The sequence below is a fragment of the Aeromonas sp. 601039 genome, from assembly GCF_049174415.1.
Lineage (GTDB): Bacteria > Pseudomonadota > Gammaproteobacteria > Enterobacterales > Aeromonadaceae > Aeromonas > Aeromonas veronii_A.
Window position 1 is genome coordinate 37,447 of record NZ_JAAKTL010000003.1, and the last position, 17,513, is coordinate 54,959.

The 17,513-nt window shown below is 43.1% G+C and carries 13 protein-coding genes; 11 read left to right on the forward strand and 2 right to left on the reverse strand.

Translation table 11 applies throughout. The features are described from left to right. Positions 1 to 79: 79 nt before the first annotated feature. From G5195_RS03690 to G5195_RS03740, 11 genes are all read left to right on the forward strand, one after another. The gene (locus G5195_RS03690) at positions 80 to 2,440 is read left to right on the forward strand and encodes an HAD family hydrolase (RefSeq protein WP_421223461.1); all 2,361 of its coding nucleotides are present in this window, start codon (positions 80 to 82) and stop codon (positions 2,438 to 2,440) included. A 19-nt stretch (positions 2,441 to 2,459) separates the two neighbouring features. Then, the gene (locus G5195_RS03695) at positions 2,460 to 4,082 is read left to right on the forward strand and encodes a glycosyltransferase (protein ID WP_421235861.1); all 1,623 of its coding nucleotides are present in this window, start codon (positions 2,460 to 2,462) and stop codon (positions 4,080 to 4,082) included. Between the two features lie 14 nt (positions 4,083 to 4,096). Continuing rightward, positions 4,097 to 5,260 carry a hypothetical protein gene (locus G5195_RS03700; RefSeq protein WP_421223465.1) on the forward strand — a complete coding sequence of 388 codons (1,164 nt, stop codon included), beginning with the start codon at positions 4,097 to 4,099 and terminating at the stop codon, positions 5,258 to 5,260. A gap of 60 nt (positions 5,261 to 5,320) precedes the next feature. After that, entirely contained in the window at positions 5,321 to 7,129 is a 1,809-nt protein-coding gene (gene asnB / locus G5195_RS03705; protein ID WP_421223467.1) for an asparagine synthase (glutamine-hydrolyzing), read from the forward strand. Positions 7,130 to 7,349: 220 nt separating this feature from the next. Next, entirely contained in the window at positions 7,350 to 8,348 is a 999-nt protein-coding gene (locus G5195_RS03710; RefSeq protein WP_421231486.1) for a hypothetical protein, read from the forward strand. Positions 8,349 to 8,605: 257 nt separating this feature from the next. Next, complete coding sequence (locus tag G5195_RS03715; RefSeq protein ID WP_421223470.1) at positions 8,606 to 10,195, forward strand: hypothetical protein; 1,590 nt, start codon at positions 8,606 to 8,608, stop codon at positions 10,193 to 10,195. 1 nt (position 10,196) lies between these two features. Beyond that, positions 10,197 to 10,898, forward strand: a complete 702-nt coding sequence (locus G5195_RS03720; protein ID WP_129503725.1) for a WbqC family protein — start codon at positions 10,197 to 10,199, stop codon at positions 10,896 to 10,898. A gap of 11 nt (positions 10,899 to 10,909) precedes the next feature. Then, the gene (locus tag G5195_RS03725; protein WP_216953974.1) at positions 10,910 to 11,863 is read left to right on the forward strand and encodes a radical SAM/SPASM domain-containing protein; all 954 of its coding nucleotides are present in this window, start codon (positions 10,910 to 10,912) and stop codon (positions 11,861 to 11,863) included. Next, the gene (gene rffA / locus G5195_RS03730) at positions 11,860 to 12,999 is read left to right on the forward strand and encodes a dTDP-4-amino-4,6-dideoxygalactose transaminase (protein ID WP_216953973.1); all 1,140 of its coding nucleotides are present in this window, start codon (positions 11,860 to 11,862) and stop codon (positions 12,997 to 12,999) included. Before G5195_RS03725 ends, rffA begins: the two co-directional genes overlap by 4 nt. Positions 13,000 to 13,160: 161 nt before the next feature. Continuing rightward, a complete protein-coding gene (locus G5195_RS03735) occupies positions 13,161 to 14,186 on the forward strand; it encodes an NAD-dependent epimerase (RefSeq protein WP_421223472.1) in 1,026 nt (341 codons plus the stop codon). Further along, positions 14,186 to 15,352 (forward strand): nucleotide sugar dehydrogenase, encoded by a 1,167-nt coding sequence (locus G5195_RS03740; RefSeq protein WP_421223474.1) that lies wholly within the window; start codon positions 14,186 to 14,188, stop codon positions 15,350 to 15,352. The genes G5195_RS03735 and G5195_RS03740 overlap by 1 nt, the downstream gene beginning before the upstream one ends. On the opposite strand, the gene pseC is transcribed toward G5195_RS03740, so the two are convergent. Then, entirely contained in the window at positions 15,349 to 16,470 is a 1,122-nt protein-coding gene (pseC, locus tag G5195_RS03745) for a UDP-4-amino-4,6-dideoxy-N-acetyl-beta-L-altrosamine transaminase (protein WP_421223476.1), read from the reverse strand. The genes G5195_RS03740 and pseC overlap by 4 nt on opposite strands. Continuing rightward, entirely contained in the window at positions 16,467 to 17,471 is a 1,005-nt protein-coding gene (gene pseB, locus G5195_RS03750; protein ID WP_227340774.1) for a UDP-N-acetylglucosamine 4,6-dehydratase (inverting), read from the reverse strand. The genes pseC and pseB overlap by 4 nt, the downstream gene beginning before the upstream one ends. Positions 17,472 to 17,513 lie beyond the last annotated feature (42 nt).

Here is a 17,513-nt window from a genome sequence, read left to right on the forward strand (position 1 = left end):
TTCCGCAAAAGTATTCGAGTTTTTGAGTGTGAATGTTTTTTATGTGATTTCTTTTATTTTGATGCATGTGTAGGTATATATGAGTCATTATGCGGTGATGTCTCCCGAGTTGCGTGATTTACTAGAAAATAGCCAGTTTCTAACTGCTCTTGATCAGTATCTTTGCATTGATAAAATAACACATATTTCATTGGATGTTTTTGATACATTATTGCGTCGTGCATGTGATGAACCCTCGTGGGTTTTTGAGGAAGCAGCGAGACGGTTGCTAAATAGAGGTCTTAATCTGCCAATAGAGGCAGAAGATTATAGATTTTGCCGCCTCGAGGCTGAAGCTCGTGCTCGCAAACTAATTTCAGGTGAAGAAATTAGTTTTGACGATATTTTTGAACAGCTGCCTTTTAGTGATGAAATTAAGGCGGTGCTTAAAGTTGAAGAGCTGAAAGTAGAACGAGAAGTTCTTTATCCAGACCCGATTATTCAAGAAGTTTTGGTACGTGCACAACGTAAAAATAAACTGATTGTTTTTATTTCCGACATGTATTTGCCAGAAGTTTTTTTGCGCGACTGTATTTCAGAAAAATGCCCTGAAATTTCTTATAATTATCTGTTTGTTTCATCAAGTGTTGGGTTGACCAAGCAGAGTGGCGCTCTCTTTAGCCATGTAATTACTCAGATAAAGCTGAAACCAGAGCAAGTTTTGCATATCGGTGACAATCCCAGGGCTGATGTGCAGTCGGCACGGCAACATGGTTTGGCTTCATTGCATTTTGATATCCCAGAGAATCTGTCTGAGGTGTTGGAAAACGAGAAAGTTTATCGGGTAAATGTGCCATCGACCATGCAACATGCCAGGAAGCTGGCCGTCCTGTCGATGCCACAACAGCTTTCCGAGGAGGAGCAATTTTTCTACACATATGGCGCCTTCATCCTTGGACCCGTCCTGACGGCATTTGCCAAGTGGGTTCTGCAGTCAGCCAAACGACTGCAGGTAAAAAACATTTTGTCGCTGATGCGAGAGGGCGGGATCTTTGCTGCCTGTATCAACCGCCAGGTCGATTTTCAATCACAGCAGTACCCAGATATACGCTGTCAGACCTGTTATGCCTCACGCAAGGCAACCTATTTGCCCGCGATAGATGATAGCCAAGTGGAAGAGGCTGTTTCCCAGACCTTGATGCGCCGCAATTACACCGTTCGTGACTTTTTCAATGAATTTGGTGTTCAGGATGTCAGGTTGGCATCCTTTCTTGACACGCCACTGGCGCTTTTGGATCAAATTGCCATCGATGGGCAAGATGGTCTGCAACTGATGGCTGAAGTGTTTGAGCAAAATATCGAGCAGATCAAGAGCAGTATTCAGCAAAGCAGGCTGGACATGCGAGATTATTTTGTTGGCTTGACGGGAGATGCTCCCTATCTGCTAGTCGACTTGGGTGGCGGTGGGACGATTCCCTCTCAAATTAGCAAGGCCATGTTGCAACAGCCAATGAGCAGTCTGTTGCTCTACTGTAACCATAGAGGCAGCAAAAACTCCGTTATCACGCCGATCAGTGCCTTTATTCCGGTGCGTAACGATACCATAAAGGGGATCAAGAAGATTGCCCGTTCACCAGAGATTTTTGAAATTGTTCTCGTTGGTTTGGAAGGGAGCACACTGGGGTATCGGCGCACAGCGGAAGGGAAAGTTGTGCCGCGACAGGCAGAGGTTCGCTACAGTGTCCAGCATCAGCAAAATATCCGGAGTTTTGAGGCTGGAGTTAATGCCTATCAGTTATGGGACCAGTCGCTGGGCATCGCCGAATCCGATTTGAGTGAGCGCATCTCTTTTTTACGCATGATGGAGCGTCTGGTCGAGTGTCCGGTATCGAGCGAGGTGCACTATCTTGGTAATCTGGTTCATGAAGACAACTTTGGCTCGGAGCGTAGTTACAAGGTTATTAATTCCTCCGGGTTGGCGCGGATCCACTCAGAAGGAATAGAAACCTTCTATCGCAAGTTCAGTAAAAACATGTCTTATGGTGAGCGTTGGTTGGCTTGGCCACAAGGTTCCCTGAGTCGGCTGGATCCTGATTTGATGATGGATTTTGTCGGCTTACGCGATGCACGTTATAAGCATGCCCAAGCAATCGATAGACTTCTGGAATTGATGCAAAGTCAACATGCCACCGAAGTCATAGTGTATGGGGCGGGAGAATTCTTTGAGTGTCTGGCACCTGAACTGATTAAAAAAAGCATCCGTATCCGTACCGTGATCGATAAAAAAGCCAACTTTGGACACTACCAAGTGATGGGATATGACGTTATATCATTATCCGAGTGCTCAATTCCATCTGGTTCTGTACTGATTGTCGCGTCCGCCTCCTTTGTGGACGAAATAAAACGAGACATCTTTGCGAATATATCCAGCCAAGATGTGACCATATTGTCATTGAATTGAATTCCAAGGAAACCGACACATGCTGGATCTGTCGATGAAACATGCCCTGCCTTTTGATGCGTTATTGCATCAGGAACTGCTGTCCGGGAAACGCAAGGCGATTGCCTGGGGGGTGGCGGGAAATCTTTATTATCATGTGCTCCAATCCCCTTATCCATTCGTCGCCATCATCGATGGTCTTAACGGTCCTCAAGTCGGTCAGTTCGCCTGTGGCATTCCGATTGTAGGGCCAGAACTGCTTAATAATTACCCAGCAGAGGAGGTGGTCATTGTCATCTTTTCAGATTTACAGCAATTCGGTGGGCAGATTATCGAGCAACTAGGTCATTATGGCGACTATCCCTATATCACTCCCTATGTTGAGGCAACCTGCCAGCCATCGGCGATGTTGCAGCAAAAGCTTGAGCGGTTGATCCGCGAGCGTCGAGCACATCGGCTGCCCCAAGTAGTGCAGCGTGTCGTGCTATATATCCACTCCTTGGTCAAAGGCGGTGCTGAGCGGCAGATGGTATTGCTGGCCATCGGATTGCGCCAGCAGGGATGGGAAGTGCATTTGATCTCGGTGAAGAATAAGGGGTTGGAGGTTAATAACTGGGAGGCGCTTTTGCGTACTCATGGTGTAGAGCTCTACTTCGTGCCTTCTGCCCGTGAGTGCTGGCCGAACTTGGAGCAGGAGGAAAATAGCTACCAGTTGGCTAATCAATTGGCACCCTTCTTTGAGCCCGGACTGCTTCACGGCATTCTCACTGCCTATGACTATATGCAACGTGTTCAGCCCAAACTGGTTATCGCCTATCTAGAAGACGGTAATGTCATTGCTTCTATGGCCGCAATTTTCGCGGGAGTAGAACAGATCATTATCTCTGGAAGGAGTGTTGCACCCTCAGAGTTTCCTGAATACCTGGCCGTTTATGATGAGTCGAGGTTGGCAGCTTACTATCGTCTGATGACCGAGTTGCCAGGAATCGTTTTGAGTGTTAACTCCATGGCAGGGGCGCAGTCGTATGCTCGCTGGCTAAATTTGCCTGAATCGAGCATCCCCGTAGTGAAAAATGCGGTCATGGCCAAGCGGGTTGAGGGACAAGAGCCTTTACAGCAGTTAGATATTCATTTATCGGCCCCAATATTGATGGGGATAATGCGACTGTCTCCGGAAAAGTCCCCATGTCGCTTTATAGAGGTTGTCGCTTCTGTCATTGCCAAACTTCCTCAAACCCATGCAATTTTAATCGGTGATGGACCATTGCGCTCAGAGGTCCTTGCTTGCATTGCGCAGCAGCCGTGCCGCGATAACATTCATGTCGTGGGTGTGAAAGATAATATTTTTGAATGGTTAAGTTGTGCCAGCCTGCTCATTTCCACCTCCAGTCATGAGGGAATGTCTAATGTTATTTTGGAAGCACAGGCACTTGGTTGTCCTGTTGTAGCGACAGATATTCCAGGAAATAGAGAAACTGTACTGACAGAGTTTTCTTGTGACTTGATTCCCTATGGGGAATGGGGTTTGATGGTTGAAAAGATAGTGTCATTATTAATGGGGAGTGGAGAGAAAACATCAGTTGGTTTGGTGGAAAAGATGAGTGAGCATTATTCACCACGTATACTTGCTGAAAAAACACTGGCACTGAATAATAAAAAATAAATCGGAGACGGAATATGGATGTTATCTTGTTCGGTGCTGGTGAAGTTTGTGATTCATTTATAAAAAGACTTCCTAAACGATTTTCAATATTGGCTATTGCTGATAATAACGAAAATTTACATGGTCAGTTTAAGGGTGAGCTTCCTATTATCTCTCCTGATGAAATTCATCTATATAAACCAAATTTTATTATTCTCTCTTGTCTTCAGAGGCATGTCTCAGATATCTGTGCTCAACTCGTCAAATTGGGGCTGGATGATTTATATTTACCCTTTCCTTATGATGAGGAAAGTGAAATAAAAGATCGAGAGAAGCAGGAACTGAAAGGGCTAATCGGACGTGAGCTCGTGGATGAGATAATAGGAAGTAAAAACACTAGCGGTAGTGTATTTTATCATATATCACTTGGTAATCATTTCGAGAAATGCCGTAAACAATATATTTCAAAGCCGGTAAATCGATTTTTACATATAGGTTCTGGTCATTCCCTTGGGGTGGAGATATATAGTCTATTACGATGGGGCGGGGAGTGGACCGCGATCGAACCATTCCCGGGACTAAGCGGGAAATATCCTTTCAATGAACATGTTTCAATGATTAAAGATTTAATGGGGCTTTTCAATGTCCCATGTAAGGTAAATGATGGTATTGTATTTAATGATGATGTTGAATCATTCCATCTTCATGATCATCATGGCACTAGACTAAATTACTTCCCTGAGATAAAGCTTGAAGATTTCAATGATGATGAAAAATATGATGTATGCTATTCGTGTGCCGTAATGGAGCATGTTGTAGATATTCATTCATTCGTAGCCAAGACATTTGAGCTATTAGCATCAGGTGGTTTTGCTTTTCACTGGATTGACCTCCGAGACCACCGGGATTTTTCACGACCACTTGATTTCCTGACAATAGGCAAGTCAGAGTGGCGTGACCATTATGGTGATGCTGGCCACTTTTTACATGGTAATCAGCTGCGTTATAGTGATTATCGACAGATATTTTTACAATGTGGCTTCAGGATTGTTGCTGAAGATAAATATATGAAGAATGATAGAGAGCATATTCAGGAAGTCTCTGTCGATTTCGCAGATGAGTATGCATCACTGGGATGGGAGGATTTGGAAGTCGCTGGTGTGCTATTCGTTCTGGAAAAGCCATCGCATGATAGTTGATTATTCTATGATGTCTCATGCGTGACATCATGTGTTGGCTTACCTTTAGGGAGTTATAAAATGTGCGGTATAGCCGGAATAATGAGTATTCATGGTCAACATGATCCTGCGTGGTTGAAACAGCAGGCTAATAGAATGGCGGAGGCGATGACCTATCGAGGGCCTGACGACCGGGGTCTTTGGGAGTCGGATGACGGACGCTGTGTTCTGGCACATTGTCGATTGAGTATTCTGGATGTATCGCCTGCCGGGCATCAACCAATGCATGATGCACAGCAACGAGCCTGTATCGTATTTAATGGGGAGATCTACAACCATCTTCAGTTGGGGGGGCGTCTTAAAGACGCCGGCATATCATTTACTGGCCATTCTGATACCGAGGTATTGGTCAATGGCCTGGTACGGGAAGGTGCTGACTTTCTGACCCGGCTCGAGGGGATGTTTGCACTTGCCTACTATGATCGTGAGCGCAGGGAGTTGCTGCTGGCGCGTGATCCGTTTGGCGAGAAGCCACTCTATTATGCCGAGTTTGACGGTTTGTTGGTCTTTGCCTCCGAGCTGGCGGCTTTGACCCTGGTGCCAGGATTCCCTGCCCGCATTACGGTTGATACAGTCGCCCATTATCTGGCTTTCCAGCACCCCGTCGGGGAACGCACCCTGTATCAACACGCCAGAAAGTTGCTGCCGGGGCACTTGATGCGTGCCGTGACAGGGGCGGTCTCACAGGCAGAGCGTTACTTCCACTTTATCTGTGCCGGTGACCATATGCCGTCACGCCCGCTGGAGGAGCAGGTTGACCAGCTTGAGGATCTGTTGCTGCGTTCGTTATCGCGCCGCTTGGTCGCCGATGTGCCGGTGGGGGCTTTTCTCTCCGGTGGTGTCGACTCCTCGACGGCGGTGGCCCTGATCACCCGTTGTTTGCAACGGCCGATCCGCACCTTCTCCATCGGTTTTGAACAGGCGCCGGAGAGCGAACATGAGGAGGCTCGGGCTTTTGCCGACTTTCTCGGAACCGAACACACTGAGCAACTGCTGCGTCCCGAGGCTTTTGTTGAACAGGTTGGTGATCTGGCGCGGCGCATGGATGAGCCCAATGCCGACACCTCCTGTGTACCGACCTATATGGTCTCGCAGCTTGCTCGTCAGCAGGTCACCGTCGCGATTACGGGTGACGGTGGGGATGAGCTGTTTGGCGGTTATGGCCGTTACCTGCAGACACTGGTCGCCGCCGAGGGCAGAGAGCAACAGATGCAGGCGCGTAGCTGGCATCTTGGGCGGGAGTACTACTCTGGTCGCATCTTGCTGTATGCCGATCGCCAGTTGGAACAGTTGTTCGGTCGCATTCCGTCCGGTACTGGTGATCACTTGATGGCGCTGCGCAGGCGTATCGATATGGATAGCCGCCCGTATCTTAATCGCCTTCGTGAGGCCGATATTGCCAATTATCTGCCGTTGGTATTGGCCAAGGTAGATCGAATGAGCATGCTGCACAGCCTTGAGTGCCGCACGCCCTACCTGTCGACCGAAGTAGCTCAGTTTGCCGCAGGTTTGGCACAGTCAGAGCTGATTGCACAAGGACAGGGTAAGTTCCTGTTGCGCCAGTTGGCCAAACGCTACTTGCCGGCGGAATGGATCGACAGGCCGAAAAAGGGTTTCAGCATAGATCCGTTCAATCAACAGGCCAAACAGAGTGCGATTACGCAACTGCGTCAGCAGGCCTCTTCAGGCCAGCTCTGTCTGCATCAGTTTATCGCTCCCGACCGGTTGCGGATGTTGCTGGATAACCAGTTTGACGGTATGACCTTCTATCATGTTTGGGGTTTATTGGTGCTTGAGATCTGGTTGCAGTCCCATGAGTTCAATTTGTGAGATAATGCTTTGGGCTAAAAGTTATTAAATAATAATAATTATAATGACCGAGCCCACTATTATGAATATATTTTATGGCTATATAATAAAGGCGAGGAATTTTTGAAGTTTATAACTGTGGTTGAAATTATAGCCTTGTTTACATTGTTTGTGAAATATAACTCATTCGTGAATTGATAAGTCTTTCTTATAACTTCATATTATATGTTACGGGAGTTCTGTGATGGGTATGACGCCAGCTATGTTTAATAAAATGAAGAATCACTTTCCTGAAAATTTTAATTCGATAATTGAGTTAGGGTGCCAGCAGTTTTATTCATTAAACTCGGCAGAGATAATTGATGAAGAATTAAAGAATTATCAGGATGGTGATTTTACAAAATCTATGTATGAAAACCTAGGTTTAAAATATGATTCTGTGGATGTTTATGATGGGACAATATTTTGCGATTTTAATAATCAGATGCTCGAGTTATCTCATCAGTATGATGTGGTAACTAATCTTGGAACTAGTGAACATGTTTTTAATCAATATAATGTTTTTGCGTCAATACATAACATTACAAAGAAAAATGGATTAATGATTCATTGTTTGCCTTTGAAGCATTCCCCACATGGACTTTTTACATATAATGTTGATTTTTTCATTTCACTTTGTTTTTCAAACAACTATGAAGTCGTTGAGTTAGTATTTGGTTGGAGAGGTACTGATGGTGAGTATACATTTGGCTCATTGTCAGACGTCGTTGAGCATCAGACAACTGAACAATATGCTTTCCTAGTGGCTAGAAAATGTCTGGAAGATAAATTTGTTTCTCCGCAGCAGATAATATATAACCCTTTGATTTCTATTGATAAAGTAATAACGTTGTGCTCTGGTGACATCTATTTGTTGAGCCAAGTTGTTCAATATCCTTTCACGGATAATGTTCTAAATCATACGCTTATCTTCGATGAGGTAAGCAATAGTCATTCTGAAGTGCTTCTATATGGTGCTGGTCATATCGGACAGGCCATTTTAAAATTTTCCAAGCACAGGAAAAAAATTAATATTATTGTTGATGAACACTCACATGCTATGAATGACTTCAAGGTTAACACGTTGGGGGATTTAGATGCTATTAATTCACCAGTCTATATAGCATCGGATTTCTATCGAGAGGAAATTAGACGTGCTTTATTGATGAAATTTGATGGGAGAGTTGTTTTTTTAAACTGATAAATAGCTATAGATATTATAAGTTATTTTATTACTTTCCTTTTGTTTTTAGTCTCTAATTTTTTATGAATTACTCTTTGAATTTATCCTTTGATTCTTCCTTGACGAACCAGTTCGAGCTAGTGTATTGATTTTTAGAGATTCCTATATGTTATAGATTGTTCATTTTTTGAAAAAATGGTATTAATTGCATCAATTATTATTTTAGGCTTGTAATTTTATTCGGCGTGTTATTAACACAGGATTGTGGGGGCGGCGTGAACATTGTTGTTTTTGATTTCAATAAGAGTGTCGGTGGTGCGGAGACATTTAACTGTAGATTTATTGACTATCTTGTTGGATTAGGTGATTCCGTTGCCGTAGTTGGATACGAGGACTCTGCACTTTTTGGGCTATTGGATAACAAGAGTGTAAAGATAAAAAAGTATATCATTCCAGAAATGGATGATTTCTTTGTTTCTATTTCAAATCAATCGTATCTGGGGGCACTTGGACAGAAAATTATTGATGATTTTTTTGGGGAAGATATATATGTTCTCGCTTCATATTTTGAAGTTTTGCATAGGGCTATGCATGTCTTCAATGGAAATAAAAGAGTTCATATATTGACTGGGATGTTGCATCCAGAAGCTTGGAGTATCTGGGAGCCAGGGATTGGATTTAACGCATCTCGTGCATTCAAACCAAAGTTAATTAATGAAACTTGGCACTACCAGCGCCAATTATTATTAAAGTTGGATCGAGCACATGCAATCTGGTATCCCAATGACATATATCGTAAATATAATTCTGAGTATTTTTCTGTTCCACTTAATCATCACTCATCTGCCACTGTTCCTGTTGAGCCCGTAACACAAAAGATACGGTACAATATTTCTGCTCCAGAAGAGTTTATGAAGGTGCTCTGGCTCGGGAGATTTGACTTTTTCAAGAATGAAAGCATCTTGAGTTTTATTGACAGCTTGAATGTTGTTCTTAACAATAAACCTCAGCTGCATATACTTTTTGATTTGATAGGATATGGATATGCTCTCTATGAGGATGAAGTTGAATCATATAAAAAGCTTGCGCATGAACGCCTTGAAATTCGTATCTTAGGAAAGAGAAATGAATCTGATATATACAGCCTAATTGAATCTGAAAAATATCATTTCGGTGTTGCAATGGGCTCCTCAGCATATCATCTTGCAATGATCGGATTACCTGTGATTGCCATAGACTCTTGTGTTAAAGGATACCGTCGTCTAGTGAAAGGGGTGTGGCTTGATGAAGCTTCAGACGAGTTTGATGAAGGCTCAAGTCTTTATCTCTCGCTAATTGGGGAGCCTTCCCCACAGCGAAATGATATTCATGTTATGCTTGAAGATGTATTCCAATATGGTTTTCTCGAAAATAAATCAAGAAGCTGCTGCAACTATGTTGAACAGTTTCATAATATTGACGTTATTTTGCCGAAAATCAGAGGTTTTTTACTTGAAAGTTCATTTTCAGAGAAATTTACGTATCGATTTAAACGAAATTTGCCAGATGAGTTTTACTATCGATTTGGAAGAAAAAGAAATATTAAAATAGCTATTTTTGGCACTGGCTCTGGCGCAAAAAAATTCTATGGAAAACTTCATTCTGACCTTGTTTTTTCTGACAGGGAAATAAAGGTGAAGTGTTTTTTTGATAATGACGAGAGTAAATTTGGCGCTATATTTTGTAATGCCCCAATAGAAAAGTTTACACTGGAGGCCACCAATGAACTTGATGTGGTTATTATTGCTTCTGATTACTGGCCCGAGATTAAAGCACAGATGATTTCATGTGGTTTAACACGTTCAAAAATATTAAGAGCATACTAACTTGCATAAAAAGATAGCAATCATTCAATCTAATTATATTCCTTGGATAGGCTACTTTGATATTATAAACAGGGTGGACGAATTTATATTTCTTGATTCTGTCCAGTATACAACAAGAGATTGGCGTAACCGCAATAGGATTATGACCACACAGGGTGCTGTATGGTTAACAATACCCGTATGTCATGTTGATAGAAATCAGAAAATATCATCCACAAAAGTTGTCGATAATCTATGGTGTCAGAAGCATTTTGCTATAATTAAAGAGCGATACAAAAAGGCGCTTTTTTTTGATAGATATATAGATGAAATTAAATCATGGTATGAAGATGCACGTGAATTTGAGTATATCTCTGATATAAATATCATGTTTATTAAAAAAATCATGCATTTATTAGGGATCACCACCCCCATCTTTACGGATAGTCATTACTTGAATGGGGGGGGGTTTAGCGATGCAACGGAAAGACTGATCGTCATTGCTGAAAGAGCTGATGCAAGTATTTATTTTTCTGGGCCGGCGGCAAAAAATTATTTAGATATCGGGCGCTTTGAAGAAAGGGGTATCGGTGTTGCCTGGATGGAATATCCTGAATATGCTCGCTATCCCCAGAACGGACCTGGTTTTGATTGCCGCGTCAGTATTATCGATGCTTTATTATGTGCTGGCGGTGATTTTGTTCATAGCGAACTAAATTATTAGTAGGAGGACTCATGGCTAAATATGGTTTCTATGATCGACTGTCATCGGAGTTTCCATCACAGGTCATTGTAGATATTGCTGAAATTTGTAATTTAAGATGCATACATTGTCCACACCCTCAATTTAAAGAGTCTGAACATTATTCCGCAAGATTGTTAGACCCTGAACTAAACAAGAAGCTGATCGATGATATAAGAGACAATAGCGACGGACATTGCCAGTATATACGATATACCAGCAATGGTGAGCCACTTATGCATCCACATGCACATGAAATGATCCAGTATGCTGTCGAGCATAGTGGCACGTTTGTCACGTTAACCACTAATGGTACAGTTCTTAATGAGAAAAAACTAAAACAGTTATTAGAAAGTGGCCTTCATATGATTGATGTCAGCATTGATGCCTTTAACGATGAGACTTATGCGAAGATTCGTGGCGGGCGTCTTGAGCAAGTGCGACGTAATATAATTAGAATGATCGAACATATCAAGACAGGGCAATACAGAACTCGTATTGTTGTGAGTTTTATTCGTCAGGCAGGAAATGAAGATGAGGTAGATGATTTTTCTCTTTTTTGGAAAAATCAGGGAGCTGATGAAGTGCTGATCAGGAATTTACATTCGGCGGCAGGTATGTTGGCTCAAGGGGAAGCTCATTCCCATGAGTCAAGGCGCCCATGCTTATATCCATGGGAGCGTTTGACCCTGGATCCAAAAGGTGAGCTTTCTTTTTGCCCGACAGATTGGGCGTATGCATCCAGTTTCATTGATTACAGGAAGACAACGCTAAAAACTGCTTGGCAGGGAGCATTTTTAAACGAACTGCGAGAGGCTCATCTTAATAACGATTTCAAATGCCATACTTTTTGTGGGCAATGTCCTGATTGGAGACTGACAACATGGCCTGATTCAGGAAGAAGTTATGCAAATCTTGTCAGTGACATTAAGGTTATTATGAAATGAAATCATATCGCAATTGGATACCATATAATCGCCCCAATAATATTGGCCATATCACTGAAAGTGATGGAGAATGTTTAGGTATCGGTGTTAATAAAAAAAAATGTGAGGAACTATTACACGATATATATAATGCAAGGCGAGTTTTTTTAACGCCATCCTGTAGTGCATCTTTGGAGATGGCAGCTTTAGCGATGGATTTGCAGCCAGGGGATGAGGTAATACTGCCAAGCTTTACATTTGTTACCTCTGCAAGTGCTTTTGCCTTAAGGGGCGCAAAATTAGTATTTGTCGATATCAGGCCAGACACTTTGAATATAAATGAGCAGCTTATTGAAGAGGCTATTACAGTTAGAACGAAAGCCGTAGTGGTTGTTCACTATGCCGGTGTTGCATCAGAAATGTCTTCTATAGTCGATATATGCAATCGCTATAATCTTGTATTGGTTGAAGATGCTGCACAAAGTATCATGTCAACATATAAAGGACGGCCACTTGGTTCAATTGGTCAATTTGGCTGCGTCAGCTTTCATCATACTAAAAATATTCATGCCGGTGGTGAGGGCGGGGCTTTTTTAGTAAACGAAGATAAGTACCATGGTATATGTGAAATCATTCAGGAGAAAGGAACTGATCGTTCAAGGTTTTTGCGTGGAGAGGTTGATAGATATACATGGCAAATTTTATCATCTAGTTATGTAATGTCAGAGGTTCAAGCTGTAGTCTTGTTGCAGCAATTACAAAACGCGAGAGAAATTACGAATGCTAGATTAAAAAAATGGCTTTTTTATCATACATGTTTATCTGAGTTGGCTAATGCTGGAGTGCTCACACTTCCTGCCGTTCCGGCACATGTTGAGCATAATGCTCATATATATCATATAAGAACAAGATCCCCTGACGAACAACAGGGATTATTTAAATTCATGCGCAATCTTAATGTGGAAGTTACCTCACACTTTGTACCTCTGCATTCTAGTCCGGCTGGTATTCGATATGGTAGATTTCATGGCGATGATATAAATACCACAGCGGTTTCTAGAATGCTGTTACGTTTACCTTTACATGCAAGCCTGACTGAGTCGGAGCAAGTATTCATTATTGATGCGGTCAGACACTTTTTTGTAGTCAATAATTAAAGCTAATCATAAATTTAAATGAATTAGATGCATTTTATTAATGATCTTATAAATATTCATAAGCTATAATATTTGTAATATACATATGGATATTGGCACTCAGTAAGATAATGATTTCACCTTAGCGTATAACCAAAAGAAATTTTTAACAGGTATGTCGTATGAAATATTTTGTAACTGGTGCAGCGGGATTTATCGGTGCGAAGGTGTGCGAACTACTGTGCTTGAAAGGGTATCAGGTTATAGGTATTGATAACCTAAATGATTACTATGAGGTATCTCTTAAATTAAGTAGACTTGAACAGTTAACTCCATTTTCTAACTTCAAGTTTGTAAAAATGGATGTCTCTGATAGAAAATCTATCCTGACTCTTTTTTCCAAAGAGAAGTTTGACAGAGTAATTCATCTTGCCGCTCAAGCCGGTGTTCGCCATTCAATGGAGTCTCCCTTTTCTTATATTGATAGCAACGTAGACGGATTTTTGGCAATTCTGGAAGGTTGTCGTCATCATCATATTGAGCATCTTGTTTATGCATCTTCTAGCTCCGTATATGGAATGAATGAGGAAATGCCATTTAGAGTGAGTGAACCCACTGACCATCCTATTTCGTTATATGCAGCGACAAAAAAAATGAATGAGCTGATGGCGCACACATATTCTCATTTGTATGGTATCCCAACCACAGGATTGCGTTTTTTCACAGTTTATGGCCCGTGGGGACGGCCGGATATGGCATTATTTAAATTTACTAAATGTATGCTGTCTGGACAGCCAATAGATGTATATAACAATGGTCTGTTAAGCCGAGATTTCACATATATAGATGACATTGCTGAAGGTGTGATCCGGGTAGCGGACGTGATACCGGTTGAAAATTCTGCCTGGCGTTGCGCAACTGGTTCTCCAGCTGATAGCAGTGCCCCTTATCGTGTATTTAACATTGGTAATGGTAGGCCGATTAAAATAGTTGATTTTATTCAATCTCTCGAGCAAGCGCTGGGGGTTAAAGCTATAAAAAATATGATGCCCATGCAGTCGGGTGATGTTTATGCGACATGGGCGGATACTGAGGATTTATTTGCTACTATTTCATATCGCCCATCAATGAAGATAGAACAGGGCATACAGAATTTTGTTGAATGGTATCGCTCTTATTATCAATTTTTGGATGTGAAGGTTCAATAATGAAAATTGCCGTTGTCGGTATAGGTTATGTAGGTTTGTCTAATGCAATATTGTTAGCTCAGAACCATCATGTTGTTGCATTTGATGTCAATCCAGAAAAAGTGTCCATGATTAACAGGCGACAATCTCCAATTATTGATTCTGATATCGATCTGTTCTTTAAACAACGGACTTTGGATCTTACCGCAACCTTGAATAAATCAACCGCTTACGAACATGCTGACTATATTATAATTGCGACGCCCACTAATTATGATCCTGATACAAATTGCTTTGATACTGCGTCGGTAGAGTCAGTTATTTTTGATATTATGGAAATTAATCCTGAGGCAGTAATTGTAATCAAGTCTACTGTTCCTGTTGGTTTTACCTCTAAAATGCGGATGACTCATAATTACGAGAATATTTTCTTTTCCCCCGAGTTTTTACGTGAAGGGAGAGCATTATATGATAACCTTTATCCATCACGTGTTATAGTCGGGGCAACAAGTGAATATGCACGAACATTTTCTAGACTTATGATTGATGGGGCAATAGAAAAAAATGTGCCAGTCATTTTTACTGAAAGTACGGAAGCAGAGGCTGTAAAATTATTTGCTAACACATATCTGGCGATGCGAATCGCATTTTTTAATGAGTTGGATACATATGCCCAAAAAAATAATCTAGAAACAAAGGATATTATTGATGGTGTTTGCCTGGACCCTCGTATTGGCCACTATTACAACAATCCATCTTTTGGTTATGGAGGTTATTGTCTGCCAAAAGACACCAAGCAGCTTCTGGCAAATTTCAACCAAGTGCCCAGCAACCTGATTAGAGCTATTGTTGATGCTAATACAACGAGAAAAGATTTTATTGCCGATACAGTTATCGCGACTAATCCTAAACGAGTAGGTATTTATCGACTAGTTATGAAGGCTGGTTCGGATAATTTTAGAGCATCGGCAATACAGGGAGTCATGAAAAGAATCAAGGCGAAGGGTATTGAGGTTGTTGTTTATGAGCCATCCTTAATGGAACCTTATTTCTTTAGGTCAAAAGTCATCACTGAAGTATCCGTATTTAAAGGTATGTGTGACATTATACTTGCCAACCGAATGAGTCCTGATTTAGCCGATGTGATTGATAAGGTCTATACACGAGACATTTTTGGCTACGACTAAAGCAGACTGCATATTTTCAATTGCTGTGCTTTTGTCAAACCAGGAAAGAGTGGCAAGGTCATTGCGCCTGCGTAAAATTGCTCAGTAGAGGGAAGGGTAGTATGAGTCCACTTTTGATACCAAGGTTGTTTGTAAATAGGTATATAGTGCACGTTGGCGCCGATATCCTGTGCACGTACTTTTTGGAAGAGCGCACTGCGTTGTTCAGGGGCTACATGGTGAACATAGAGATGGAAGGCACTACGCCGCTCGGTGTTGAAATGACGAGGTAGCTGGTGTGGTGCCAGTCTTTCGAAGTAGTACTGGGCAATCTCGTTACGCGTGTGAATCCATGTCTCCAGATTGGCCATCTGGCTCAACCCCAGCGCAGCCTGAATGTCGGTCATGCGGTAGTTGAAGCCGAGCATCTGCTGCTCATAGTACCAAGGGCCGTCCGGCTCATTGATAAAGTCTTCCGGTTCACGGGTGATGCCATGGCTGCGGAGCATGCGCATCGTCTTGGCAAGCGCAGGGTCGTTGGTCATGGCCATGCCACCCTCGCCAGTGGTGATGATCTTCACCGGGTGGAAGCTGAATACTGTGATGTCGCTATAGCGGCCATTGCCGGTAGGCTCACCATGATAACGGGCACCAAGGGCGTGGCAGGCATCTTCGATGATCTTGAAACCGTACTTTTGTCCCAGGCGGTGGATCTCCTGCATGTCGCAGGGGAGGCCGGCAAAGTGCACCGGTATGACTACTTTGGGTAGCTTTCCTTCAGCCTTGGCTGCAATCAGCTTCCTCTCCAGCTCCAAAGCGCACATGTTACCGGTATCTGGTTCAATATCGACAAAATCGACTTGTGCACCGCAGTAGAGAGCACAGTTGGCGGATGCAACAAAGCTGATGGGGGATGTCCAGACCCAGTCGCCGGGGCCAACGCCAAGTGCCAGACAGGCTACATGGAGTGCTGCGGTACCTGAATTGACTGCCACCCCGAATTTGGCTCCACAGTAATCGGCTACTGCTTGCTCGAAGCGGGGGACTACGGGTCCCTGGGTCAGGAAGTCGGACTTGAGAACGTCCACAACAGCATCGACATCTGCCTGGCTGATGGATTGGCGGCCATAAGGGATCATTCAGTTCTCCCCTTTTGGTTCATTTTCAAAAGCTGTTCAATGGTAAAAAAGTGAGGGTTGCTGCGAGAGTTATATTCGAAGCCCTGTTCTACCATTTTTCCTTTTTCGCCCGCCGCTGTTTTGGAGAAATCGTTGTTGCGATTATTGAAGTTGATGGTTGGGCCAATCACGAAGAAGTCATCAAACTCGAAGGTGTGATAAGAGTCATCGGCAGGACACATCACTTCATGGAGCTTCTCTCCCGGGCGAATGCCGATGATCTTGTGTGGCAGGTGAGGGGCCATGGCGCTGGCGAGCTCGGTAATTCGGACGGATGGCAACTTGGGAACAAATATTTCCCCCCCCTTCATCCGCCCAAAATTATCCAGGACAAAATCAACCCCTTGCTGCAAGGTGATCCAGAAACGCGTCATCTCCTCATGGGTGATGGGTAACGCATCCGCCCCCTGGTCAATCAGCTTTTGGAAGAAGGGGACGACAGAGCCGCGAGAACCCACCACGTTACCGTAACGAACCACTGCAAAACGGGTGGGATCCTGCCCCGCGATGTTGTTTGCTGCCACGAAGAGCTTGTCTGATGCCAGTTTGGTGGCACCGTAGAGATTGATTGGATTGGCAGCTTTGTCAGTGGAGAGGGCAATAACTTTTTTGACTTGATTGAGCAAAGCGGCCTGGATCACGTTCTCTGCACCATGGATATTTGTTTTAATACACTCCATGGGGTTGTATTCAGCGGCTGGAACCTGTTTCAGTGCTGCTGCATGAACCACGTAATCGACGCCACGCATTGCCATGGTAAGCCGGTTGGCGTCTCGGACATCACCGATAAAATAGCGCATGCAGGGGTCGTTAAACTCCTGCTGCATCTCGAACTGTTTCAGTTCGTCACGAGAATAGATGATGAGCCGTTTCGGCTTATAACGTTCCAGTACTGTCTTGACCAATCGTTGGCCAAACGAGCCGGTGCCACCTGTGATCAGTAGCGTTTTATCGTTGAACATTGTGGGCATCTCGTCATAAAAACAGTAGATGAATCATATGCT